Below are 25647 nucleotides of genomic sequence, written 5' to 3' on the forward strand. Positions count from 1 at the left end.
GGACTTTGGGGAAATCCATAGATTGCGTTATCTCGATCAACGCACTAAGAGGCGCGATCGGTGTCAATTCTAACCGCATGTATAACGATTTAGACAGACTCTAAGTGAAAATTCAGCCACCCTTTCACCCGCCCTGCACCCGAGCAAAGATTTGCTACGCTACAAAGGTCGCACGAACGCTCCTGCACAGAACGGATAATGGTGTCCACACAAGATAACTCCCACGGTGTCATTGAAAGCCTGCAGAGTGAGGTTGGTAGCTTTCCAGCGCCGCCCGCGTTTGCAGAGGCCGCACAATTCGGTCCAGAAATCTACGACGAGGCCAAGGCCGACCCTGTGGCTTTCTGGGCGAAGCAGGCCAAATCGCTGCACTGGCACAAGCCCTTTACTCAGACCCTTGATTGGTCAAACCCCCCGTTTGCGAAGTGGTTCGAAGACGGAGAAATCAACCTTGCCTACAACTGCCTTGACCGGCACGTTCTCGCCGGCAACGGCGACCGCATTGCCATCTATTGGGAGGGCGAGCCTGGCGATAAACGCGCAATCAGCTACACGGAGCTGCTCAGCGAGGTCAAACGCGCAGCAAACCTGCTCACCTCGCTTGGCATTCACGAGGGTGACCGCGTTGCGGTCTACCTCCCGATGATTCCAGAGGCCGTCATCTCGATGCTTGCGATCGCCCGCATCGGCGCGGTCCACTCTGTTGTCTTTGGTGGCTTCAGCGCTGAAAGCCTCAGGGCACGCATCGATGATGCCCAAGCGAAACTCGTCATCACCGCCGATGGTGGATGGCGAAAGGGCAAGGTCTCCCCGCTGAAGCCAGCGGTTGACGATGCCCTTGCCATCGCGTCAGACGCTGAGCTGTCCGTCAAGAACGTGCTCGTCGTTCGCCGCGGTGAGAACGATATCGCCTGGGAAGAAGGCAGGGACCTCTGGTGGGATGAGGAAATCGCCCTCGTTGACAACGAACACACGGCAAAGGGCTTCCCAGCTGAAAACCCGCTCTTTATCCTCTACACGTCCGGCACTACGGGGAAGCCGAAAGGCATCCTGCACACCTCGGGTGGATACCTCACCCAGGCGAGCTTTACGCATAAGGCAGTCTTTGACCTGCGTCCGGAGTCAGACGTGTACTGGTGCACGGCCGACATCGGCTGGATCACCGGCCACAGCTACGTGGTCTACGGCCCGCTGGCAAACGGCGCAACGCAGGTCATCTACGAGGGCACCCCAGAGACCCCAAATTGGAGCCGCTGGTGGGAAATCGTTGAGCGCTATGGCGTTACTACCTTCTACACGGCACCAACCGCGATCCGCTCCTTCATGAAACAGGGTCGCGCGGTTGCGCAGCAGAACGATCTGTCAAGCATTCGTCTCCTTGGCACGGTTGGCGAGGCCATTAACCCGGAGGCTTGGCTCTGGTACCGCGAGGTGATCGGAGGGGGCTCGGCCCCAATCGTTGACACGTGGTGGCAAACAGAGACGGGGGCCATCATGGTCTCGCCCCTTCCCGGGATCACAGCGACAAAGCCGGGTAGCGCGCAGGTTCCCATTCCGGGCATCAGCGTTGACGTGGTTGACGACAACGCGAAGCACGTTGGCAATGGCAACGGCGGGCTCCTTGTCGTGACGCAGCCGTGGCCAAGCATGCTCCGCGGCATCTGGGGCGACCCTCAGCGATTCATAGACACGTACTGGGCGACCTTCGGCGATAAGTACTTTGCCGGCGATGGTGCCCGGCTCGACGAGGACGGCGACATCTGGCTCATGGGTCGTGTTGACGATGTCATGAACGTATCCGGACACCGGTTGTCAACCACCGAAATCGAGTCCTCCCTCGTCTCGCACCCCTCGGTTGCTGAGTCGGCGGTTGTTGGTGCGCACGACGAAACAACCGGCCAAGCCGTTGTCGCGTTTGTCATCCTGAAGCGCAATCAGACGGTCATTAACGATGGCGACCAGGCATCAGCCATTCTGAAGGCCCACGTTGGGTCCCAGATCGGCGCGATCGCAAGGCCACGTCAGATCATCATTGTCTCCGAGCTGCCAAAGACCCGCTCAGGCAAGATCATCCGTCGATTGCTGAAGGATGTTGCAGAAGGCCGCGAAGTTGGCGACACGAGCACGCTCGCTGACACGCTCGTCATGCAGACGATCAGCGACAAGATCAAGTAGAAAGTCCCGCCACAAACGAAGCGGGCCGGTACCTTCGCATGAAGGTACCGGCCCGCTTGTGTGTTTGCGGTCTCGCTTAACTAGCGAACCTCGAAAACAAACTCCACTTCAACCGGCGAATCGAGCGGAAGAACCGATACGCCGACCGCTGAACGTGCATGCACGCCTGCGTCGCCAAAGACCTCTCCGAGGAACACGGAGGTGCCGTTGATCACTCCAGGCTGCCCGGTGAAGGCCGGGTCGGATGCAACAAACCCAACAACCTTCACAACCCTGACGATGTTGTCGAGGTCACCGATGATGCTCTTGGCCGCAGCAAGTCCGTTGAGCGCACACAGCTTTGCGTGTTCCTGAGCGGCTTCGGCGGAGACAAGACCGGCACCGTCGCCAACCTTTCCGGTTGCGGGCAATGCGCCGCTCACAAACGGCAGCTGTCCCGAGGTATACACGTAGTTACCCGTACGAATTGCGGGGACGTACGCTGCCACGGGGGCCGCAACCTCTGGAAGTTCGTACCCGAGTTCAGCAAGGCGTGCCTCTATTGCGCTCATGCCTGCACCGCCTGACGCTTCATGTAGGCCACGTTTCCGCCAGCAGGACCGGCTACAACCTGTACCAGTTCCCAGCCTTCTGAACCCCAGTTGTTCAGAATTTGCGCCTCACTGTGCAGCAAGAGCGGGGTCACAAAATATTCCCAGCGGGGAGATGATTCCCGGTTTTGCCCGGTAGTTTCTGCCATTTTTGAGCTCCTTATGCGTCAGCCGCGCGGTGTTGCGCGCTGATGATGGGCGCTTTTCCAGTTTTGTCGCCTATCGTTTATTCTATGACTGCTTCTCGTCCAACCTCTCAGCGCGCCAAAAAAGGCCGTTCGCGCACCGTCCGGTCGCGTACCTTCAGTGGCGCCCTCGGCGGCGTTCTTGGCGTTGTAGCCATGAGCGCCATTGCCGGCGTTCTCGTTACAGCATCCGTTGTCCCTGTTGTCGCGCTCACCAGCCGCGCAGCCGACAGCACCATCGACATCTTCAACAACATGCCAGAATATCTCGCCATTGGCGAGCTCGCGCAGCCGTCGACGCTCTATGCAAAGAGCGGCGAAGACTGGGTTCCCTACGCCACGTTCTACGATCAGGACCGCGTGGAAAAGAGCTACGACGAGATTTCCCCGTTCGTTAAGGATGCCGTTGTCGCGGTTGAAGACCCCCGGTTCTTTGACCACGGGGGTGTCGACCTTATTGCGATGACGCGTTCGCTCGTGCGAAACGCGACGACAAATACTCTGAGTGGTGCTTCCACAATCACCATGCAGTACGTCAAGAACGTACTGGTCCAACAGGCTGAAGCGATCCCTGATGAAGAAGAGAGCAAAGAGGCCTACAAAAACGCCACTCGAACCGATGCCGACCGCAAGCTCAAAGAGATGAAGCTGGCCATCGGAATCGAGAAAGAATACGGCAAAGACCAGATCCTTCAGGGCTATCTGAATATCGCTCTTTTCGGTCGCAAAATTTATGGCATCGAATCAGCTGCGAGGTACTACTACAACACGACCTCAGCAGACCTCACTCTCGAGCAGGCAGCAAGCCTTGTTGCCATCGTTAACAATCCGTCTCAGCTTCAAATCGATATTGAAGAGAACATCCCTGCCAACAAGGCGCGACGCGACCGCATTCTCGGCGATATGCTCGACCACCAAAAGATTACCCAGGATCAGTACGACGCTGCGATTGCTACTGAGGTTCTTCCGCAAATCACTCCCAAAGAAACTGGCTGCACCACGGCTGGTGACGGCGTGCTCTCCTTCTTCTGCGACTATGTCACCCGAGTGATCAAAAACGATCCGAGTTTTGGTAATTCTGCTGAGGAGCGTTGGTTCAAGTTCAAGCGCGGCGGCCTCAAGATTTACACAACCATCGACCTTGACCTCCAGGCGGCCGCCCACCAAGCTATGGTCGAAAATGTGGCTGCCACTCTTCCGGGAATCGATGTAGGTGCTACGGCTGTCTCTGTAGAAGTAGGCACCGGACGAGTACTTGCAATGACTCAGAACCGACCGTTTGCGGAGAACGACGAGTTCATCGCTGCGAACCCCGGATATACGGCCATTAACTACAACACCGATATTGAATACGGCGGCTCCAGCGGGTTCCAAGTTGGATCGACGTATAAGGCCTTCACCCTGGCCGAATGGATCAGGACGGGGCACTCGCTGAACGAGATCGTCAATACGTCTGGCCGCACCGTCGATATGAAGACGTTCAAAGACCGTTGCAAGGCCGACGGTGTTGCTGGCTTCGAGATGTTCACCTTTAAGAACGCCTCCGGCGGCGACGGTGGAAACCGCACCGCCCTGTCGGCAATGGCTAACTCACTGAACGGTGGGTTTATCTCGATGGCCCAGAAGATGGATGTCTGCGACATCACGGAGCTCGCCGAGAAGATGGGCGTTCACCGGGCCGCGGATCGACCGATTGATAACCCAGATTACGACAAAGGCCGCCACCTGACGGGAAACCTCTCGTCTGTCTTCGGTGGAACAGATGAGATCGCACCGATCACGATGGCCCTCGCCTACTCAGGGTTTCTTGGCAATGGCACCGTCTGCACTGCCATGCCGATAGACAGGATCACGAATGCCGCTGATGAAGAACAGACCTTCACCAAGAGCACGTGTACACAAGCAATTGAGCCTCGCGTCGCTGCAGGTGTTGCGTACGCCCTGAAATATGACGTGACGAATGGTATTGCTCCGCACGCCCGTAGCGCTATCGGCATTCCCCACGGAGCGAAGACGGGTACGACCGACTTCACCGTGGATAACTGGACCGTCGGTGGAAGCACGAAGGTATCCACTGCGGTTTGGACAGGCAACGTAACGGGCAAAGTAGATACCAACCCATACAACCTCCCCAACGCCGGTAAAGTTATCTGGCCAGCAGTGATGAACGCTGCCGACCTCAAATACGGCGGAGACGATTTCCCAACGGCTGACAGCACAGTACTCGTTGCAAAAACCACACCGGTCCCAGGCACTGCCGGCAAGAGCTTCGAAGAGTCAAAGGCTCTCCTCGAGTCTCTTGGGTTCACAACGACCGACGGCGGCATCGAGGACTCAAACCAGCCAAACGGCACGGTGTCACGAACTGACCCTGCCGCCGGTGCGGCAGCCGTTGCCGGCTCAAACATCGTGATCTACCGAAGCAACGCTTCGATGCTCACGGTGCCAGAAGTATCCGGAAGCTACTCAGATATCGTGCAGGCGCTGCGAAACGCTGGCTTCACCACAACGCCAAAGGCATCGTGCGAGTCAGGTTCCGGCAGCGTTCCGAAGGATGAGAACAAGCGCAAGGTAGTTGGCTCCTCGCCAGCTGCGGGTGAGATGTCAAAGAAGGACGGCCAGATCACACTTCTGGTCGAGTGTTCCTAGTGACTCCAACTGATCGACGGCGGCAGCACCCGCTCGCGACAACGGCACGAGCTGTTGTCGCGGCGGGGGCTGCCGCCGTCGTTTGGGGCACACTCATCGAACGACAGCTCTTCACGCTTCGGGAAATAACGGTTCCTGTACTCCCAAAAGGCCAAGCGCCGATCAGGATGCTGCAGTTCTCCGATCTGCACATGGCCCCGTGGCAGTTTCGTAAGCAACGCTGGGTCAGGTCCCTTGCCGCACTCAACCCTGACCTCATCGTCAACACTGGCGACAACTGCGGCCATGAGCAGGCGCTCTTCGCCATCAAACACTCGTTAGAGCCCTTCAAAGGCGTCCCTGGCGTCTTTGTACACGGCTCCAACGATTACTACGGGCCCATGCTCAAAAGCCCGCTCAAATACCTGCGCGAGCCGAGCCAGAAGTCGACCAAAATGCCGACGCTGGATAACAAGGCCCTCACCTCCTATTTTGCCGACGAACTCGGATGGTCGGACCTCAATAATTCGGCAGCGCGCGTCAACCTTGGTGGGCGCGAACTTGAGTTCTTTGGGCTCAACGACCCGCATATTAGTTATGACAAGCCCGACGTCATGCACAAGCAACTGGCTGAGCTGCGCGCGACCTCAGCCGACGAGGCCGAGGTGACCCGCATCGGCGTTGTGCACGCTCCGTACCAGTCGGCGCTCAACACGCTCATCGATGAGGGCGCAACGACGATTCTCGCTGGGCACACGCACGGCGGACAGGTCTGCATCCCCGGATACGGCGCGCTGACCACCAACTGTGATCTCCCGCGCGATCAGGCGAAAGGTCTTTCGACGTGGACGCACGAACGCAAGACTGCGTTCCTGCAGGTCAGCGCTGGGCTTGGTCATTCGATCTACGCGCCGGTCCGTTTTGCGTGCCGACCAGAGGCGACACTCATTACGCTCACGCCGGCACAGGCCTAACGGGACACAAGCCGTTAACGCGGTTGTGGGGCTCTGTTTCCAGAACCCCACAACCGTCGTGCTCCCCTAGTAGGGGCGCAAATCGCTAGCTGCGTGAAGCAGCAACAACCTCAGCGATCTGTACCGCGTTGAGCGCAGCGCCCTTGCGGAGATTATCGCTCGAGATAAACAGTGCCAGCCCGTTCCCGTCGGCGGTTGACTGGTCCTCGCGGATGCGGCCAACAAACGTTGGGTCTGCACCGGCGGCCTCGAGGGGCGTTGGAACGTCGCTCAGCACAACGCCGGGTGCCGACGCCAGGATTTCGGTTGCACGCGCCGCCGAAATTGGCTTCGCAAACTCCGCGTTGATCGACAGCGAGTGACCGGTAAATACCGGAACACGGACGCAGGTGCCCGACACTCGGAGGTCAGCGATCTCGAGGATGCGGCGGCTTTCGTTGCGCAGCTTCTTCTCCTCGTCGGTCTCGCCGAGCCCGTCTTCCACGATGGAGCCAGCAAGCGGCACAACATCGAAGGCGATGGGCTTCACGTATTTGACGGGCGCTGGGAAGTCAACGGCCGAACCGTCGTGAACCAAACGAGTCAGGTCGCCCTGCTCAACGGCCGCGTAGACCTGACCGGCGAGCTCCTCGGCCCCGGCGAGTCCCGAACCTGAGACAGCTTGGAAGGTGGTGACCACAAGACGGATGAGTTCTGCCTCTTCGTGCAGCGCTTTCATGGCCGGCATGGCGGCCATGGTTGTGCAGTTGGGGTTTGCGATGATTCCCTTCACCGCCTGGTCGATAGCGTGGGGGTTCACCTCGCTCACGATAAGCGGAACCTCTGGGTCCATACGGTAGGCGCTCGAGTTATCGATGACAATCGCGCCTGCCTCGGCAAATCGAGGCGCGTGAGCACGGGAACCCGTTGCGCCGGCCGAGAAGAGCGCAATGTCGACGCCGGCAGGATCGGCGGTTGCCACGTCCTCAACCACGATGTCTTGCCCGCGGAAGCTCAGGATGGTGCCCGCCGAGCGAGCCGTCGACAGCAGGCGGAGCGAGGCAACGGGGAAGTTGCGCTGCTCAAGCAGGGTGCGCATGACGGTTCCGACCTGACCGGTCGCTCCGACGATAGCTACGTTGAATTCAGTCATGTGAGTGTCTCGTTTTCTCCGCCAAATGCGGGAAGAAGGGTTCAGAAAAGCTACGCATCCGGGATCAATCCTGTGATTCCGGATGCTTGGTTCAGCTGGGCGACCTAGCGGCCAGTGCCCGCGTGGACGACGGCAACGTCTTCGCCGTCGAGGCCAAAGGCAGTGTGCAGTACGCGGGCAGCCTCGTTGAGGCTGTCGGCGCGCGTCACAACCGAGATACGGATCTCGCTTGTGGAAATCATCTCGATGTTGATGCCCGCCTCAAACAGTGAGCGGAACAGCTTGGCCGAGACGCCTGCGTTGGTGCGCATGCCTGCTCCGACGACGGCAAGCTTGCCAATCTGGTCGTCGTACTGGAGGCTCAAAAACTCGACAGAAGTCTTCTCTGCCTCGAGCGCCTCAATGACCCGCTGGCCGTCACCGCTCGGAAGCGTGAACGAAATATCGGTGCGACCGGTGGCGGCCTCAGACACGTTCTGAACGATCATGTCGATGTTGGCGTTGGTCTTGGCCACAATCTCGAAAATCTCAGCAGCTTTGCCTGGGATATCGGGAACACCAACAACCGTGACCTTGGCTTCGCCAGAGTCGGTTGCAATACCGGTGATAATGGGCTCTTCCACATTGCCTCCATTCGGGATGCCGTCTTCGGGGTTATAAACAATTGTGCCCTCGTTATTGTTAAACGACGAGCGGACGTGCAGTTTTACCCCGTGACGGCGGGCATATTCGACTGCTCGGATGTACAGAATCTTGGCGCCGGATGCGGCGAGCTCGAGCATTTCTTCGCTCTGAATGAAGTCAATCTTTTTGGCCTGCGGCACGATGCGCGGGTCTGACGTGTACACACCATCAACGTCGGTATAGATCTCGCAGACATCTGCGCCAAGGGCCGCCGCAAGCGCAACTGCGGTGGTATCTGAACCGCCGCGACCAAGAGTGGTGATATCACCAGTGCCTCGGTTAAAGCCTTGGAACCCGGCCACAATTGCGATGGCTCCCTGGTCAAGGGCCGCACGGACACGTTTGGGGGTGACGTCAACGATGCGGGCAGCACCGTGGGTTGCGTCGGTAATCATTCCGGCCTGGCTGCCGGTAAACGAGAGCGCCTCGTGCCCCATGCCCTTGATCGCCATGGCAAGAAGCGCCATTGAGATGCGCTCTCCAGCGGTGAGGAGCATGTCGAGCTCACGGGGCGCAGGGATTGGCGACACGGCGTGAGCAAGGTCGAGGAGGTCGTCGGTACTGTCACCCATGGCGGATACGGCAACAACAACGTCGTTGCCCTGTCGCCTGGTGTCAACGATGCGCTTGGCAACCCGCTTGATGCTTTCGGCATCCGCAACGGAGGACCCGCCAAACTTTTGCACGATTAACGCCATGTGACCCTCTCCAGTAACCAATTTGAGGCTGGTTTGAGCGAAAACACGCCCAAAAACCAATCTTACGACAACTCATACTGCCACTCGCGCATGTTACGCGTTGACGGGACCAGGCCTAGCGGCAGCTCATCGTGGCATCGATCTGTTCTTGTGTCGGGGCGCCATAGGCCCAGGTACCGTTCCCCGGCCCGGTGAAGCCCATGCCAATCGCCCACGCGGTTGCCCAGGCTTCGGCATCCCCGTTGATGGGTGCGCTGTTGAATGCCGCCGTGCAGGACGACTTGATACTGATGGCGTGGCCAACCTCGTGAGCGACAAGATCACGCACGCTCTGCGGACTATTCCAGTCAGTTGCGACATTTTCGGACAGGGTAATGAGCGTGTAGTTTGGCTTTGCATACCACCACTGCGCGGTTCCGCCGTAGCCGGGCGTCCCACCAGGGCCAAAGCCGTTCACAACCGGTGCCCAGTCAAGGTCGAGAACTACTCCACCGGAGATCGATCGCGCGAATTCTTCGATCAGCATGCGGTTGGCGTAGTCGGGATGTGCTTTGGCGGCCTCTCGCGACGTGTGCGACTGCTGCACTGACTGCATCGCCGAGACATAGTCGGCCATTGCATCGAGAGTACTTTGGCTCTGCCACTGCGTTGTAGGAGTCAGCGCCGAGACGGATTGCTCAAGGTCCATCCGGGACCCGTTACTCGCTGACGGCGCCGCCTCGAGCAGGTCCCCACTCACCGGCGCGACGCTTGCAATCACCGCTTCTGCGCTGCTCTCAACATCATTACCCGCGCTGACGAGCGAGGCGCTCGCCTCGTCACGCGCGTCGATGGCTGCCGTGACGCTCGCGCTCAGATCGGTCACCGACTCGATCTCGTCACGAAGCTCCGACTCTCCTATTCCGTCTGCCGGCTGACGATCAACCGTGTCAAACGTCACGGGATCGATCGTGTCGTTGGCAAGGATTTCGTCAAGCGTCCCGAGATCCTCAACAAGCTGGTCTCGGCTCTCTTGGCTGACGTAGCCCGGTGCGGCAGCGTCAAGAAATGAGGCGAGATATTCGGATGACCTTTCGAGTTCATCCACCGTTCCGGCAAGGGCTTCATCTGTGTCAGCGAACTCAGCGACTTGTCCGTTGTATTCGCGAGCCAACGACGAATATTCAGCCGTGAGCTGCTGCATCGTCAGAAGTTTGACAACAATAATCGCCGCAATCCCGAGCACAATAAGCGAGGACGCGACGACGGCCAACGCGGTAGTGCGCGACCGGCGGCGCTGAGTTTTTGGGGCCGCCGGCGGTGGAAAATGGGGCCTCGGAGGAATACCGGGCTCGCCATTGTTTACGCCACTCATCATTGCCATTCCTAGAGTCTAGGTCACCGATAAGCGACTCGCTCGCCTAGAGCGTCAGGCGTCCTTCAAACGCGCGGCCCAGCGTAACCTCGTCGGCAAATTCGAGGTCGCCACCAACTGGAAGCCCTGAGGCAAGGCGCGAGACGGGAATATCGACCGTTTTCAGGAGCCGCGACAGGTACATCGCTGTTGCCTCGCCCTCAAGATTGGGATCGGTCGCGATGATGACCTCTTTAATCTCGACGTCGGACAGGCGACGCATGAGCTGCGTAATGCTTAGGTCGTCGGGGCCGATTCCGTCGATCGGGCTGATGGCGCCCCCGAGCACGTGGTACAAGCCGCGGAATTGGCGGGTACGTTCAACAGCAACCACGTCTTTTGGTTCTTCAACCACGCAGATGAGGGTCTGGTCTCTGCGCGCGTCGCGGCAGATCGAGCATCGATCTTGCTCGGAAACGTTGCCACACACCTCACAAAAACGCACCCGCTCGCGAACGTGTGAGAGCAGCTCGGCAAGGCGGCTCACGTCTGCACTCTGCGACTGCACGATATGAAAGGTGATGCGTTGCGCAGATTTTGGACCGATGCCGGGTAGGCGACCGAACTCGTCGATGAGGTCCTGGATGATTCCCTCGTACATGGTCTACCTCACGCGTTTTCTTCTGGCTGCTTTTCTTCTTCTAAGAACACTGCTCCCAGAATCTCACGAACCACTGACTCACCGTAGCGGCTGCTCTCAAACACCGGCTGCTTTGCGGCCTCTGCTACTCGCGCCTGGAAGGCAGCTGATGCCCCAGGTGCCGCGGCGGCAGGCTCGGCCGCGGATGGCGCTGCCGACGTTGCCGATTGGCTAGTCGTGGCTGCTGGCGCTGCCTCGGCAGCGTTCTCGAGCGCTTGGGCCGGATTCGGTGCTGGCGCAGGTGACGACCAGTCCACCGCAGAGCTCGCGGGAGCCGCAGCCGCGAACTCTTCCGGCGGAGGTGGTGACCACTCATCGTCTGGCGGCGGCACGTCGGCATCTGGGATGGTGCCGTAGCGGCTGCTTGGCGCGCCCATCGAGGCCGTTTCGACGGCTGTGCCCTGTTGGTCGTGAACGGGTGCTTCAGCGCGGACCGCTTCAGGCGTTTGCGCGTCATCGGCGGGTTCGTCGCCCTCTGGCTCTGGGATGCTGCGGCCGAGGGATGCAGGAATCGCAACGCCCTCTGGCGCAGAAACTGCGGCAGGGGCTACGTGGTCCTCAGGAACACTCGCCGACGAAGCGGCCACGGCTGGTGCTGACCCGCCAGGGATGGCAACGGTTGGCCATCCCCCAGCCGAATCTGTCGCCGGAGCCTGCGCTGGGGCAGGCGACGCAACTGCGGCGGCCGGGCTGGCGGGAGAACCGGCCGGCTCGGGCTCCTCTGGCGCGTCGTCCTGAGCTGGCTGAGCCGCTGGCGTTGATTGCTGCGCTGGGGCGGACTGTTCGGCGCCCTCAACCTTGGCCACAAACCGCACGCGCAATCCAAGAACGGTTTGAATGGCAACACGAAGCTGCTCACTCACGCTCGCGGGGCCCGTTGTTGTGCCGCGGAAGCTCGTCACGTCGTTTGTGCTTGGGAAGGACAACACCAGGATGTCCTCGTTGAGGTCGCGAACGGTGGCAGTGTAGGCCGCCATCCATGCGCGACGATCGGCTTTCATTAGGACGTCGAGGATTTGCTGCCACGAGTCTTTCATCTGCTCAAGCGTGACTGGGCCAACCGGTTGGACGGGGTGCCCCTGCTCTGCGGAAGGCGAAGCAGCTGGCACCTCGGCAGGCTTGGTTTCCGCTCGTTGGGCGTCGTGCGCTGCAGGCGCGCTCGGTGCCGTTGGTGCCATTGGTGCCGTTGGTTCCGTCTGCGGAGCAGCAGGCGCGACGACTGGTTCTGCTGTTGCGGCGGAAGGCAGGCTGGCCTCAGATCGAACGGGCTGGCTGGGAGTGTCTGCAACGGCACGATCACGGGGAGCGTTCTGGGCAGCCTGAGCCGGTGCCTGAGTAGTCGGCGTCTGCGTAGTCGGCGTCTGCGTAGTCGGCGTCTGCGTAGTCGGCGTCTGCGAAGCAGGAACGTGAGCAGGCACGGAAATCGCGCCGCCAGCGGAAGCGTCAGCGACGCCAATGCGACGTTCAAGGCGTTCGAGCCTCGTGAGAGCACCACGCTCTGCGTCGTTGATGCTGGGCACGAGTGCCCGGGCAACCATGAGTTCAAGATGAAGACGAGGTGACGTTGCACCGGTCATGTCGTTGAGTGTTGTGTTCACAACATCAGCAGTGCGCGACAGCTCGGCAGGGCCAAAGACCGCGGACTGGTCGAACATTCGCTGCAGTTCGTCTTCTGGGATGCCTCGGAGAATCGCAGACGCACCCTCTGGCCCAGCGGCCGCAACCACGATGAGGTCACGGATGCGCTCAAGCAGGTCTTCAACAAAGCGCCGTGGGTCTTGACCGGTCTGCACGACTCGATCGACGGCAGCAAAGGCCGCAGAGCCGTCGTGCCCGCCAAGCGCGGAAATAACCTCGTCGAGGAGGGCCGTGTGGGTAAATCCAAGCAGGCCAACGGCTCGCTCGTACTCAACGAGGTTGCCCTCTGATCCACCGATGAGCTGGTCAAGCAGCGAAAGCGTGTCTCGAGCCGAGCCTCCACCGGCGCGAACGGCAAGCGGAAGCACGCCGGGCTCGGTCTTGACACCCTCGCTGTCGCACAGCGTCTGCACGTAGTCGAGAAGATCTGCCGGCGGGATCAGCCGGAAGGGGTAGTGGTGCGTGCGCGACCGGATGGTGCCAATGACCTTTTCAGGCTCGGTTGTCGCAAAGATAAACTTCACGTGCTCCGGCGGCTCTTCAACAATCTTGAGGAGCGCGTTAAACCCGCCAGAGGTGACCATATGGGCCTCATCAATGATGAAAATCTTGTAGCGATCGCGGGCCGGCGCAAACACAGCTCGCTCACGGATATCGCGCGCGTCTTCAACACCACCGTGGCTCGCGGCATCAATCTCGACGACGTCGAGCGAGCCGCCACCTTGCCTGCTGAGCTCAACACAGCTATCGCAGGTGCCGCAGGGGGTGTCGGTTGGGCCTTCTGCACAGTTGAGACAGCGGGCAAGGATGCGCGCCGAGGTTGTTTTGCCGCAGCCGCGTGGGCCGCTAAACAAATAGGCGTGGTTCACGCGGTTGGTGCGAAGGGCCGTCATGAGCGGTGCGGTCACCTGAGACTGCCCGATCATTTCGGAGAAACTCTCTGGCCGATAACGGCGATACAGTGCGGTAGCCACGCGTCGATTCTACCGTCTCCCGCCGACACCGGCAGGGGGTTCGCTGAGAGCACCCACGAACCACCCGCATACGCGGTACATCCTCGGCTTCGACGCTCGCAGCCGGGCCGGTTGTGCCGGCAATACACCCACTTCGCCATGCCCCTGTTTATTAGCCGCCGACGGCCGACGCATACTGCGCGGCCGCCTGCGAAACGTCAACAACGTAATCGTGCGAGGGGTTGTACCCGGCAATCGCGGATTCCCAGTTTGCTTGTTGGGTAAGGTCGCCCCCAACGGCGCAGAGATACGCGGCGGCCGCGAGCGCGGCGTCGTCAATATTATGCGGGTCGGCGACTCCGTCCGCGTTCCCGTCGACGCCCCATTCTGCCCACGTTTGGGGAATGAACTGCATCGGCCCAACCGCACGGTCCCATTCAGGATCACCGTCTATCCGCCCACCGTCGGTATCCCTCATCGCGAGAACGCCATCGCCGTTGAGCGGGATGCCAATAATGTCAGGCCGAGCAACTCCGTCGGGGTAAATAGCCCCCTTGGCAATTGTCCCGTGTCCGCTCTCGATGAGCCCAAGGCCTGCGAGGGTGTTCCAACCGATACCGCACGACGGCATCCGCTGAGCGGTCACAAGCGCCGCACCCGCGTAGGCCGTCAGCGCACGCTCTGGGATGCCGGTTCCTGCGGAAACGGCGGACACCCAACCCGCATCCACGAGTTCAGAAAGCGGGACAGGAGCATCACCAGGTCGAGAGATTTTGGGAGGTGTCGCAGTGGTCGTCGGGTTACCGTGTGTCTCGGCGGCGGAGTGCTGTGGCACATTCGAGCCAACGGCACCCGTGACCGGCTCCGGCACCGGCTGAGGAACCAACATCAATCCGACCCCAATAAGCGACGCAACCGCAAACGCTCCCCCGATGACGGCAATGCCACGAACTGTTGGCTTCCCCTCGCGGGTCAGCCCGAGCATACGGCGACTCATGACAAGGGAGGAATCAGCGTGTGCGTTACCGTCGCCGTTGGCCCGCCAAACGAGATCACACCGCTCGCAACTAATCCGCCCGCGGCCGCGGTGACAACCGTCAGCGCGCCAAGCCCAGCAAGGAGCGCAAACAAGGTCATAATCAGCTCTGCTGAGGACGGCGGATCCGCTTGCAGTACCCGAGTCGTGAGCACCGTTCTCTGAATCGTCGTGACCCCCTGTGCCGCACCGGCAGCAGCTTGAGTAACGGAGGCGATGGGTGCCTTCGTTTTTGGCGTTGGCGTTGGCGGTGTTAGGGCAGTTTGTGTGAGCGCGCTACTGAGCGTCTCGACGGCGGGCGGTATGGTTCCCGCACAGTTACTCATGTCGAAGCACACGGTGAGAGGCACCGGAATCTTCGCTCGGTCGCGGGCCCCATCAGAGGTATACCAGTATGCCGACTGGCCCGTCTCAATCTGGAAGGCAACAAAGTCGCTTGGGAAGGACCCCCAAAACGCCGAATTCTCAGCGGTGCGGGGTGCCTGATCGTATCGACCACCGCCGAGTGAGTTCTTGACTCCGACGTACTCCGGGCTGACCGTAAAGCCGGCGTGCGTGACCGTAATACCGCGAAGGGTGCCAAGCGTCACCATGCGAGGCGAAAGCTCGCGCCACACACTCGCGTCGTCCATATCTGCCGCGTACCCGCTGCCGATGGCGGTCAGCGTTCCAACACCGTCCGTGACGGTTAGCACGGGATTGGTGGCGGTCCAGTACGTCATCCCGCCGTAGAAGGCGACCGTAAAGGATCCCTTCCAGCTGATGCTTGCGGAGTTCGTCGACGGATCAACGACGCCGGTACCAGCGGTAAACACCAGTTCGGTGTTTGTTGTGCTCGTGGTCGAGTTACTTGTGACCGCAGCGCCAGTCCGGTCGAGGCATTTTGTACCCCATGTTGGCGCTTCCCAGGTGCCTGCGGCAGTTGGCTTTTCGAGGCGCACGTTGCCGTTGCTACTCGAGGCCGAATAGAAGCCATCGGCCTGTGACCATACCCGAGACGCACCGGTGTTCCCAGCGGTACCAGCAGAGAGAAAGTTACAGCCGCCGAAGTAGGCCCCGCCGTTTGCCTCGTTGTTGATCCCCCAGCGGAAACCCGCGTTTGAGACCGTCCGTTCCACGTCAACGGGCGTCGTGGATGCCGGCGCTGTCGTGAACGAAACGGTCACAAGCGGATCCGTGTGGTTAAAGAACACCAGCGAATAGCCGGTATCAGGGAGCAGGTCCCCTGCATCGTGTTGGAACACTGCGTTCCCCTTCGACACGGTAAACGAGCCAAGATAGCGCTGTCCCGGATACACCCAGACCTCGCCTGCAGCCGCACTCGCCCACGGGACGGATACGCTGAGCGTCCCCGCTGTATCAAGAGGAACAGCAACTCCTGTTGCGCGGGCCGTCGCATCCGTAACGGTTCCGGCAGCGGCCTTCGTTGCGATGTCGGCCCTGGTCGTGAGGGTCGAGCCTTCGATCGCTTCCGGCGTGACGCGCGGCACAATACTGCCTGGCCGCTTTGGCCCAACGGTGAGTGCCGCTGCCTCGCTTGTGGCGCTGCCAAGCTCGTTTGTCGCGATGACGCGGTAGCGGTCGCCCGTGTTGTCAAGCTGTGCGGTCACCGTCAGGCTTGCGGTTGACCCGCCCTGCACTGGAGTCCAGGTGCTGCCGTCGCTGCTTCGTTGCCACGCGTAGTCAAGGCCAGGCCCGCCGGAAAACTGCGTGTCAAACGTGACCGTGGCCCAATCGGAGGCCGTCTGCGACCGCGGCTGAGTGACAACGGAGGGCGCTTCCGTCACGATGTCTTCAAACGTCAGGCTCAGCGGCAGGGTCGCCTTTCGGGGCTGCAGGCTGTTGGCACCACCATCTGTGGTGTACCAGTACGACGACTGTCCTGTCAGCATTTGGTAGTCGTTGAACTCTCTCGGGAACGACCCCCACCACGCCGCGTTCGCGGAAGTCTTGGCCGCTTGCGGGTTGCGGCCGGCGGTGTCGGCAGCGACGCCAAGAAAGTCGGGGGTAACCGTAAACCCGTTCTCGGTTATGGTTACGCCGCTGAGCGTTGCGAGGGTCGCTGTTCGGGTCGGGATGCTGTTCCACACGCTCGCATCGTCCATGTCGGCGCCGTACCCAGAGAATATTGCCGTCACGGTGCCAATTCCGTTGGCGGCGACGGTGAGTACGGGATCCGTCACGCTCCAGTACGTCATGCCACCGTAGTAGGCGACCGTGAACGATCCCTTCCATTGGATGCTCGCGGTACCGGCAACCGGATCGACGGTTCCCGTTCCGTTGGTGAGCTGAACGATAGACCTGGTGTACGAATCCGCGGCGTTTGATGTTTTACCGTTGACCGATACGCCCTCCGGTGTGTGACATTTTGTGGCCCACGTTGGCGAGATGGTCAGAGCACCGGAGGCATCCGGCTTCAGAATAGAGACGTTGCCCTGCTCTGGCGAGTAGAAACGTGAAAGGCCGTTCTTCTCTCCCCACACTTGGGACCCGCCAGCATCTCCTGCGATGCCAGCGCTCAGGAAGTTGCATCCACCGAAGTACGAACCGCCACTCGACTCGTTGTTGATACCCCACCGAAATACCGCATTCTCGACGGGCCTCGGTGCGGCTACAACTGAATCGGCCACCGCGGTTTCTGCGCCGGCGACGCTGGGTTCGTCCGGCACACGATCCGCTGGAGGTTCGGTTGCCTGTGGTTCGGCCGGTTCGGCCGGTTCGGACAGCTTCGGTTTGGATTCGCCGACGTCGGTCGTTGACTGATTTGCGCCGGTTGAGGGAACGGCCTGCTCTGGGCTCGTGTCGAGCTGCTCGACCGCGTTTGAGTCGCTTCCTCCCTTGTCAACGGCCGACGCAGCGGTCACGGGGGCGAGAGCAATGATGAGCGCGGCCGCGGCAGCTGCCACAAGCGTCAGCTTCATGGCGTTGGACCCGCGTCGACCGGTTCCGAGGCCGGCACAGGTGGCGAGGTATCCACGTTGCCCGGCTGCAGACTCCCCAACGTCACGGCGGCCTTCTTGCGGCTCGACAGGACGGCCCACACGAGGAACGCGATTGCCCCAACGACGAGCACTCCAACCCCAACGATGACCCACAGCAGAATCCCGATGAGTTGCTCGTCACCAGACTCGGCGGCTTTGGCTTGCACAACCTCCGTCTTTTCTTCCGTGATGGTTGTGCTTGACGGCGTCGGAACCGGAACCTCAACGAGCTCGGCGGGGGCAGGCAACACGGCACCGCTCGCTCCTGCCACTCCGGTGTCGCCGTAAAGGTCAGTGAAGCTCACCGGAGTGAAGGTCTCATTATTCGCATTCTTGACACCGTGCGCGCCAACCGTGATGATGCCACACTGCACCTGAAGGCAATTCACCTCACCTGGATTCCCCTCACGGTCGAGCGAGGTGAACACTGCGCCTGGAACACTCATCGTTGTTGACCAGGTACCGTCGGCTGCGAGTTCGCCTCCGTTTGCGGCGTAGGCGGTTGAACTGCCTGGGAACGTCACAAAGTTTGCATAGCCAACGGGATTAACTTCATCATCTGGCACGTATCGATAGTTGGAGCCGGTGATTCCGCCCTGGCTTGGTTCCCAGCCAGGACCAGAAACCCAGCCGAACAGCACGTAGATACCGCCAAATCCGTTGACCACAGATTGAAACCCGGTTCCCGAAAGCCGAAGCGTCGTGAGGTAGGTGGGGTCTGCGACGCCAACAAGGTCTGCGCGACCCTCGACCGTGACCGAGACGTTGCCTGCGGCACTGGCAGGAGATGCTGGCCCGATGGATGCGGTGAGCACGGTTGCCGCGGCGGCAAGAAGCAGGGAAGCACAGGCTCCCGCCAACACGCGGCGGATAGGGCCGTGGCTCGACGGACCTCTGTTGAGCAGCGTCATAAGACTGATTCCTTTCGTGCTGCGGCTCCCGCAGCAAACCGGGCGTCGTGACGCACGGGAATGATAAGCGTTGCGCCAGAAACGGGATGGGTCATGATTTCGACCGCCTGTTCGTACACTGCCCCGATACGTTCAGCGGTGAGTACTTCTGACGGGGTTCCGTGTGCCACAATCGCTCCCCGGGACAGGAGCGCGATACGGTCGGCGTAGGCCGCAGCAAGGTTGAGGTCGTGCAGCACAACGACGACCGCATCCCCCGCCCGCGCCCGGTCGCGAGCCAGGCGAAGCACATCCTCTTGGTGGCGAAGGTCAAGTGCTGCGGTTGGTTCGTCAAGCAGCAGGACGCCGGTTCGCTGGGCGAGGATTCGCGCAAACGACGACCGAGCCCGCTCGCCGCCAGAAAGGGAGGGCACCCGCCGCTGGCGAAAGCGCTCGATGTCGGTTAGGGCAAGCGCCTCGGCAACGGCTTCGTCATCTTCGTCCTCGCGAACAGTTCGCTGCCACGGGGCGCGTCCCATCTCAACGACCTGCTCAACAGTGAACGGGAAGAACACGCCGTTATCTTGCAATAGAACAGCCCGCCGCTGGGACAGCTCCCTGAGCCGCCAGTCTTCGATACGTCTGCCAGCAATGCGCACCTCACCGCCGGAACGAGCCTGGTCGCCAGTGATAGCCGAGAGCAACGTCGATTTCCCGGCACCGTTCGGGCCGATGAGTGCAAGGACCTCGCCGGCAGAAACACCAATGCTTGCGTCGGTCAAGATCTGTTTCCCGTCAATGCGCACCGAGATGTTGGTCGCTTCGATTGCGGCAACACCCTCGGTCAGCGGCTCGGGGAGCTGGGCCCTTGGCCGGCCACCGAATATCGCGCTCACGCCCATCCCCCAGCTCGTTTCCGCGCCCGGCGAAGCAGCCAGAAGAAGAACGGCCCGCCAACGAGTGAGGTGAGCATCCCAATGGGGAGGTCTGCCATCGGCACAGCCGTGCGGGCAACGAGGTCGGCACTCAACAAGAGGAGGGACCCACCAAGCACGCTCGCAATGAGCAGCGGCAGATGGGCTGGGCCGATGACCATACGCATGAGGTGCGGGATGACGAGGCCAACAAACGCGATGATGCCGGCAAACGCGACGGCGGCTCCAACGAGCAGCGCCGTGATCACGATGACAACGATGCGCAGTAGCTCAACGTTCACGCCGAGATGACGAGCGCTCTTCTCCCCAAGTGACAGCAGGTCGAGTCTGCGCGCAACAAAGAATGAGGCGATAATCCCGAAGGCGATCAGGGGAAAGATGATGCCAAACTGTTGCCAGCGCGAGCCGTTGAGGCTCCCAAGCTGCCAGAACACGATTTGCTCTCGAGCGGCCTGATCCCCAAGGAACGTGAGGAACGCGAGCCCGGCCCCTGTGAAGGCGTTAATCGCGATACCGGTGAGCACAAGGGTCACAATCTCAGTTTTACCGCCGGCACGGCTCATGAGATACACGAGCATGGTTGCAACGAGGCCAGCGAGGAACGCGGTGACCGCGATGGTCCACTCGCCGAAGAAGGACCAGCCAAAGACGATGGTTGCTGATGCCCCGAGCGCGGCGCCTGAGGAGACACCAACCACGCCGGGTTCCGCAAGCGGATTGCCAAAAATGGCCTGCATGAGCATGCCAGCAGTTGCGAGGGCGGCGCCAATCACGATGGCCATGGCAACGCGCGGAAAGCGGATGTTCCAAAGCGCGTTATTGCCGTTTGCGTGGCTTGGCATCGGCCCAATATCCAGGCCAATTGCGTGCATAATCGACCCAAAGACTTCGCTCGGCGATACATAGAGTTGACCCGTCCCCGCCGAAACGAGGGCCATGATGACCAACGCGATACCAAGGCCTGCAAACAGGATGGTCCTTCGCATGGCCAGCTTGCGCGGCTCATCAAGGTCAATCACGATCTCTGGATCAGAACTCGGGATGCGAACCGGTTTCAGCTCAACCGTTTTACTCAATCGGGCCACTCTCCTCCGGGGCATAGATGGCGCGGGCAAGTGCGTCGACCACGGCTGGGCTCCGCGGGCCAAAGCTCAAGATTTCGTAGTCGCTCATGTCGACGATGCGTCGATGTTGGCCGGCGGGGGTTTCCGCGACTGCTGGAATGCGCTCAAGCAGCCCATCCACTCCTCCTACCGATTCGAGGCCCTTTGTCATCATGAGGATGAGGTCTGGTTGCGCATCAACAAGGGCTTCGGCCGTCATCGGGCGCATGCCTTGCCACCCAATTTCGGTCGCGACATCCACCCCGCCGAGGCTTGTGATGAGCGAATCCGTTCCGGAGCCCGTTCCGAAGATGTAGTAGATGCCGGCATTGCCCCGTGCGTACAGGAAGATAATGCGGGGGCGGTCGGCAACGTTTGTTGGCGTGATGGAGGCAACGTCGGAAACGACCGCGTCGAGGTCGGTCTGCACCCTGAGCTTCAGCGCTTCGCCCTGCTCTGGAACGCCGAGCGCGCTGGCGACGACGTCGATGATCTCGCCGGTGTTCTCAAGGTTTCGCTCTGGCGTCACGACAACAACGGGGATACCTGAGTCGCGCATCTGCAGGATGACGTCCCACGGGCCGATCGATGAATCGGTGATGATGACGCTTGGTTCGAGCGAGAGAATGGCTTCCCCGTTGAGCTCGTGGCCGTTTTGGGTCACGAGCGGAAGATTTTTTGCCTCGTCAAATCCGGTTGACGTATCGCGCCCAACGACGTTGTCACCGAGGCCAAGCCCAAAGACGGTCGCCGCAAGCGAGCCGTAAATATCGAGGGCAAGGATGCGGCTCGTATCGGTGATCGTCACCTCGGTGCCCTGATTATCGGTTACGGTAACGGGCAGCTGAGACGTGACCGTGTCGGCAACGGGCGTGATACTCGTGTTGCCAAGGCAGCCGCTCGACTCACCAACCCACTCGCGGGGGTTGCTGATGGTCTTGAGTTCGGTCAGCGGGGTGTCGGCCCCTGCGCATCCGCTTGCGGAGCCGCTTGAGGCCTCAGTGCTACTACATCCGGTCAGAGCGAGTGCGGCGAGCGCAAGAGCGGCGATCGCGGTCCGAACCCGACGTTTTGGCGTCGTGCGGGCATGACAAATAATCATGAAAACAATCTGTTCTGTTTCGAGTGAGAACCGGCTCCTGGCCGGGATTGCCGCGCGTATTCGGGGCACAACCTCTAGACACGTTAGCTGAGCCTAACCTCAGAAGTCAATCTTTTAATTAGGCTTGCCTCTCCTAATTAAACTTAGGCTAAGCTAACCCATGATTATGGCCGTATTTGGCTGCCCTCCCCCACCAACGTCTCTCGGAATCTCGTTTCGGGCGGCGCACCATCCCACTCATCCTGGAGTCATAGTGAACACCTTTGATGCGCCAACAGCGCGTACCCCCAAAGCACGAAGAAGCCGCCGCGCGGGAGCGTTGGCCCTCTCATTCGCCGTCGCAATAACCGGCCTCGTGGCGATGCCCGTCGCAGCCAACGCAGCGGAAACGACCGTTTCTGACGCGGTCTTCCGCTGGGGGCTGAACAACGAAACCAACGGTGGCTCCTACTTCGGCGGCTGCAACTTCCTCATGGCCGGCGTCGCCGGCGACGCGGGAGGCTCAAAAGTCTGGGGCGCAAGCAACGGACTCGACGCGTTCTACAAGACCGAAGTTGGCAACGTCACGGTCGAAAAGCCGAACACCGCTGGGGAATTTGCCCAGCCGACCTTCGCCACAAAGTGCCAAGGCCCTGACGGCGTCACCGTCAACGGCAAAGTTACCAACGCCGCCAACAGTTACACAAAATCCGTCGTCAACATCGACAACGGAACGGGAACGGTTGACCCGGCAGCAAATACCGCAACGATCAACTGGGACGGATCGTTCTCGGTTGTCTACTACGGCGGAATGACCTACTGGACCGCCAACAACCCCAAACTGGTTGTCGAGGCAGACGGAACGGGAACCGTCACGGCGACGCTTTCCGGATACGGCGCAGACATGGACGACCCAGAGGTCTGGACCACGCTGCCAAACCGCGAAGTCACGCTTGCAAGCCTCACCAACGTCCAGGTGACACCTGACGGATTCACCATCACCCCTGACTTCCTCGGGGTAGAGGCCGACACCGCTGGCCGCAACCCGCAGGCAACCAGGTCGGCAGACAACGAGTCGTGGTGGGGATCGTTCCCCAACGATTTCAACGAATATCAAAACCTCACGGGACAGTCGTCGTACTGGTACACCACCGATGGCGGGGCCAACAGCATCCAGCCGCGTAAGGCCACGCTTCCGCTGACTGTGAGCTACACGCAGGATGCGGCCGCAACGGCACCTGCCGCACCGGCCAAGCCGACAGCGGTTGCAAAGAGCAACGGAGGCATCACGACCACGTGGGTAGCACCCGCTGACGGTGGAAGCGCCATCACCGGTTACACCGTGACGGCAACCCCCGCCGTCGGCGCAGCCAAGGTCGCAACGGTTGCTGCGGGAACGCTCAGCTACGATTTTCCGGTGCTCCTTGCCGACCAGAGCTACACCGTGACGGTGACGGCGACCAATGCAATTGGTTCGTCTGCCGCATCGGCTGCCTCGGCATCCGTTGTCCCAAACCCGAGCCCGTCACCAGCGGTCACGGTCACCCCAAACACTAACCTCAACCCCGCCGTTGACCAGACCGTCACTCTCTCCGGAACCGGATTCACCGGCCCGGCCGCCGCCAACGGCACGTATGTCGTACTGACCGCGAGCGACAACTGGCAGCCAGGCACCGTTCCGATGGCCCCAAACGATAAGTGGATTGGCACCCAGACCTGGGTAAATAGCAGTGAGATCAAGAACGGTGCGTTCTCCAAAACACTCACGATTGCCGCGAACAGCATCAACGCGGACAAGACCTACGGATACGGCACGTTTGCGGCCCACGGTCTCGCCTACACGGATCGTCGCCTTGACACGTTCACCCCGCTCCAGGTGGCAGTGCCAGCTCAGGCCCCTGCTGCACCTGCCGCACCGACGGCATCCGCAGCTGGACCGACAGGGGTGAAGGTCGATTGGACCGCACCAGCCGAGAACGGCGGGTCGGCAATCACCGGTTACACGGTGACGCTCACCGCCGCCGACCAGTCCGTCTTGACCAAATTGGTTGCGGCAGGGACGAACACGGCGACGTTCGACGACCTCTCCCTCGGTCAGACCTACACGGCAACCGTTGTAGCGACCAACGCGGCAGGCAACTCGCCGGCCTCAGCGGCCTCCAACTCGGTCACCGTGCCGGCAACGGCACCGGCCGCACCAGCAAAGCCGACCGTCACCGCCGCGGGACCAACCAGCTTGAACGTAGCCTGGGCGGCACCTGCGAACAACGGCGCAGCGATCACCGGTTACACCGTCACCGTCGCGCAGGGCGGCAGCACCGTCACGTCAGTACCAGTGGAAGCGGCCAACACCACCGTAACGGTCGACGGCCTCAGCGTTGCCACCGAATACTCCGTGACAGTGACCGCAACAAACGCGGCGGGAACCTCGGCGGCATCCGCAGCGGCGTCGGCAAGCACCCTTGCAACGGCACCCGCGACCCTCGCGGCACCAACGGTGACCGCGGCGTCCGGCACAAGCCTCAACGTGGCATGGGTTGCCCCCGCAAACAACGGAGGATCGGCAATCACCGGTTACACCGTCACCGTCTCAAACGGTTCAACTGTGGCCGCGAGCGTCAACACCGCTGCATCGGCAACGAGCACGATTGTTGGCGGCCTCACACGTGGCACGAGCTACACCGTCACCATCACGGCAACCAACGCCGCAGGGACGAGTGAGGTTTCGGCCGCAACTCCGGCCCAGACGTTGAACGTACCCGCAGCGGTCACCGCGACGGCTGCCCTTACCGGCACCAACGGCGTCACCGTCACCTGGGCAACGCCAGCGACCGACGGCGGCTCAGCCATCACCGGCTACACGGTACGACTCAGCACCGGCGGCAACGTCGTTGACACGGCAACCGTCGCAGCCGGAACCCTCAGCGCCACGTTCAGCTCGCTGACCCCCGGTGCGTCGTATACCGCAACGGTCGAGTCAGCCAACGCGGTTGGTTCATCAACCCCATCGTCAGCGACCAACGCGGTCGTTGTTCCAGCGGTAGCTCCGGCAGCACCGGCGGCTCCCATCGCAACGGGGACCGACCAAAACGCGGTTTCGGTAGGTTGGAAGGCACCGTCAACAACAGGCGGCTCCCCGGTCACCGGTTACGTTATTGAACTCACCGACTCTGACAACAACGTGACCACCAAAACGGTCAACGCCAGCACGGTTTTGGTAACGTTCGAGAAGCTCGCTGCCGGCACGTATTCGGCAACGGTCAGCGCGACAAACGCAGTCGGCAGCTCTCCCGTGTCAGCCGCCTCCAACGAGGTCTACCTGCCAGGAGTGGCCCCCACCTCAGCCCCGGCGTTGCTTGCTGAAGATGATTTCACGAAGCAGAGCGAAGGCATTGAGATCACGGTTTCGGCCGACCGTTCGAGCGCCTCGGTGGATGCCGGGGTCGAGAACGCCAACTCCTGGGTTGGCGTCTCCGTCCACTCGGAAGCCACCTTTGTTGGCTGGGCACTCACCGACGGGAATGGAATCGCCACGGTGGCGCTGCCCAAGCTTCCAGCAGGAACCCACCATGTTGCCGTCTACGGGGCCGACGGCTCGGTTCTCGGTTACACCACCTTCGTTGTTGCCGTTGCTGACAACGGCGGAACCGCTCCCGGAACGGGCGGCACCGGCAACGCCGGCGTCGGAACGGGAACCACCACAACCTCCGGCGCTGGCCTCGCGGTCACTGGAGCAGAGACCAGCCTGGCAACACTCGCCGCACTGCTCTTGCTCGTTGCCGGCGCGGGCGCCCTGGTCAGGGCCCGCACGCGTCGAGAAGCGGCTGACGGAACGGCGCTCTAGCCCCGCCACTTCTTCCCCCCGCGACCTGACAAAAACGTCCGCCGGATGCCTCCTCAAACTAGGCATCCGGCGGACTTTTTGTCAGGG

The 25647-nt window shown here is 61.1% G+C and carries 16 protein-coding genes; 4 read left to right on the forward strand and 12 right to left on the reverse strand.

Annotated elements, in window-relative coordinates:
• The first annotated feature begins 198 nt into the window (after positions 1-198).
• Positions 199-2175, forward strand: coding sequence for an acetate--CoA ligase (gene acs, locus FHX76_RS15415; protein ID WP_167152234.1), 1977 nt, complete (start codon positions 199-201; stop codon positions 2173-2175).
• Between the two features lie 80 nt (positions 2176-2255).
• Here acs and FHX76_RS15420 read toward each other — a convergent pair whose 3' ends face one another.
• On the reverse strand, positions 2256-2726 hold the full coding sequence (locus FHX76_RS15420; protein WP_167152236.1) for a RidA family protein: 471 nt from the start codon (positions 2724-2726) through the stop codon (positions 2256-2258).
• Positions 2723-2914 carry a Sp36 family protein gene (gene sp36, locus FHX76_RS15425; RefSeq protein WP_167152238.1) on the reverse strand — a complete coding sequence of 64 codons (192 nt, stop codon included), beginning with the start codon at positions 2912-2914 and terminating at the stop codon, positions 2723-2725. Before sp36 ends, FHX76_RS15420 begins: the two co-directional genes overlap by 4 nt.
• An 84-nt stretch (positions 2915-2998) precedes the next feature.
• On the opposite strand from sp36, the gene FHX76_RS15430 reads away from it, so the two are divergent.
• Positions 2999-5599: a transglycosylase domain-containing protein gene (locus tag FHX76_RS15430; protein WP_167152240.1), complete on the forward strand. Its 2601-nt coding sequence runs from the start codon at positions 2999-3001 to the stop codon at positions 5597-5599.
• Positions 5599-6552: a metallophosphoesterase gene (locus tag FHX76_RS15435; RefSeq protein WP_167152242.1), complete on the forward strand. Its 954-nt coding sequence runs from the start codon at positions 5599-5601 to the stop codon at positions 6550-6552. Before FHX76_RS15430 ends, FHX76_RS15435 begins: the two co-directional genes overlap by 1 nt.
• A gap of 85 nt (positions 6553-6637) precedes the next feature.
• Here the strand turns inward: FHX76_RS15435 and FHX76_RS15440 are convergent, their stop codons facing one another.
• The 10 genes from FHX76_RS15440 to FHX76_RS15485 all read right to left on the reverse strand — a co-directional run bounded on the left by FHX76_RS15440 (position 6638) and on the right by FHX76_RS15485 (position 21737).
• A complete protein-coding gene (locus tag FHX76_RS15440; protein ID WP_167152243.1) occupies positions 6638-7684 on the reverse strand; it encodes an aspartate-semialdehyde dehydrogenase in 1047 nt (348 codons plus the stop codon).
• A 104-nt stretch (positions 7685-7788) separates the two neighbouring features.
• Complete coding sequence (locus FHX76_RS15445; protein ID WP_167152245.1) at positions 7789-9066, reverse strand: aspartate kinase; 1278 nt, start codon at positions 9064-9066, stop codon at positions 7789-7791.
• Between the two features lie 115 nt (positions 9067-9181).
• On the reverse strand, positions 9182-10429 hold the full coding sequence (locus tag FHX76_RS15450) for a hypothetical protein (RefSeq protein WP_167152247.1): 1248 nt from the start codon (positions 10427-10429) through the stop codon (positions 9182-9184).
• Positions 10430-10466: 37 nt separating this feature from the next.
• Positions 10467-11060 carry a recombination mediator RecR gene (recR, locus tag FHX76_RS15455; RefSeq protein ID WP_167152249.1) on the reverse strand — a complete coding sequence of 198 codons (594 nt, stop codon included), beginning with the start codon at positions 11058-11060 and terminating at the stop codon, positions 10467-10469.
• Between the two features lie 8 nt (positions 11061-11068).
• Positions 11069-13711 carry a DNA polymerase III subunit gamma and tau gene (locus tag FHX76_RS15460; RefSeq protein WP_167152251.1) on the reverse strand — a complete coding sequence of 881 codons (2643 nt, stop codon included), beginning with the start codon at positions 13709-13711 and terminating at the stop codon, positions 11069-11071.
• Positions 13712-13862: 151 nt separating this feature from the next.
• Positions 13863-14675, reverse strand: coding sequence for a lytic murein transglycosylase (locus FHX76_RS15465; protein WP_167152320.1), 813 nt, complete (start codon positions 14673-14675; stop codon positions 13863-13865).
• An 8-nt stretch (positions 14676-14683) separates the two neighbouring features.
• Positions 14684-17767, reverse strand: coding sequence for an immunoglobulin domain-containing protein (locus FHX76_RS15470; RefSeq protein ID WP_167152253.1), 3084 nt, complete (start codon positions 17765-17767; stop codon positions 14684-14686).
• 847 nt (positions 17768-18614) lie between these two features.
• Positions 18615-19484, reverse strand: coding sequence for a heme ABC transporter ATP-binding protein (locus FHX76_RS15475; protein ID WP_386762209.1), 870 nt, complete (start codon positions 19482-19484; stop codon positions 18615-18617).
• Between the two features lie 5 nt (positions 19485-19489).
• Positions 19490-20518, reverse strand: a complete 1029-nt coding sequence (locus FHX76_RS15480; protein ID WP_208402790.1) for a FecCD family ABC transporter permease — start codon at positions 20516-20518, stop codon at positions 19490-19492.
• 82 nt (positions 20519-20600) lie between these two features.
• Positions 20601-21737, reverse strand: a complete 1137-nt coding sequence (locus FHX76_RS15485) for a heme/hemin ABC transporter substrate-binding protein (protein ID WP_167152259.1) — start codon at positions 21735-21737, stop codon at positions 20601-20603.
• Positions 21738-21990: 253 nt separating this feature from the next.
• Between FHX76_RS15485 and FHX76_RS15490 the strand changes: the two genes are divergently transcribed.
• Positions 21991-25560: a fibronectin type III domain-containing protein gene (locus FHX76_RS15490; RefSeq protein ID WP_167152261.1), complete on the forward strand. Its 3570-nt coding sequence runs from the start codon at positions 21991-21993 to the stop codon at positions 25558-25560.
• The last annotated feature ends 87 nt before the right edge of the window (positions 25561-25647 follow it).

The organism is Lysinibacter cavernae, assembly GCF_011758565.1.
In the GTDB taxonomy this organism is placed as follows: domain Bacteria; phylum Actinomycetota; class Actinomycetes; order Actinomycetales; family Microbacteriaceae; genus Lysinibacter; species Lysinibacter cavernae.

Excerpts from the sequence above, each read along its gene's own strand:
- FHX76_RS15420 (WP_167152236.1), bottom strand. The coding sequence starts at position 2,726 with ATGAGCGCAATAGAGGCACGCCTTGCTGAACTCGGGTACGAACTTCCA.
- FHX76_RS15480 (WP_208402790.1), bottom strand. The coding sequence starts at position 20,518 with ATGCGAAGGACCATCCTGTTTGCAGGCCTTGGTATCGCGTTGGTCATC.
- FHX76_RS15440 (WP_167152243.1), bottom strand. The coding sequence starts at position 7,684 with ATGACTGAATTCAACGTAGCTATCGTCGGAGCGACCGGTCAGGTCGGA.
- recR (WP_167152249.1), bottom strand. The coding sequence starts at position 11,060 with ATGTACGAGGGAATCATCCAGGACCTCATCGACGAGTTCGGTCGCCTA.
- acs (WP_167152234.1), top strand. The coding sequence starts at position 199 with ATGGTGTCCACACAAGATAACTCCCACGGTGTCATTGAAAGCCTGCAG.
- FHX76_RS15445 (WP_167152245.1), bottom strand. The coding sequence starts at position 9,066 with ATGGCGTTAATCGTGCAAAAGTTTGGCGGGTCCTCCGTTGCGGATGCC.
- FHX76_RS15485 (WP_167152259.1), bottom strand. The coding sequence starts at position 21,737 with ATGATTATTTGTCATGCCCGCACGACGCCAAAACGTCGGGTTCGGACC.
- FHX76_RS15450 (WP_167152247.1), bottom strand. The coding sequence starts at position 10,429 with ATGGCAATGATGAGTGGCGTAAACAATGGCGAGCCCGGTATTCCTCCG.
- sp36 (WP_167152238.1), bottom strand. The coding sequence starts at position 2,914 with ATGGCAGAAACTACCGGGCAAAACCGGGAATCATCTCCCCGCTGGGAA.
- FHX76_RS15465 (WP_167152320.1), bottom strand. The coding sequence starts at position 14,675 with ATGCTCGGGCTGACCCGCGAGGGGAAGCCAACAGTTCGTGGCATTGCC.
- FHX76_RS15430 (WP_167152240.1), top strand. The coding sequence starts at position 2,999 with ATGACTGCTTCTCGTCCAACCTCTCAGCGCGCCAAAAAAGGCCGTTCG.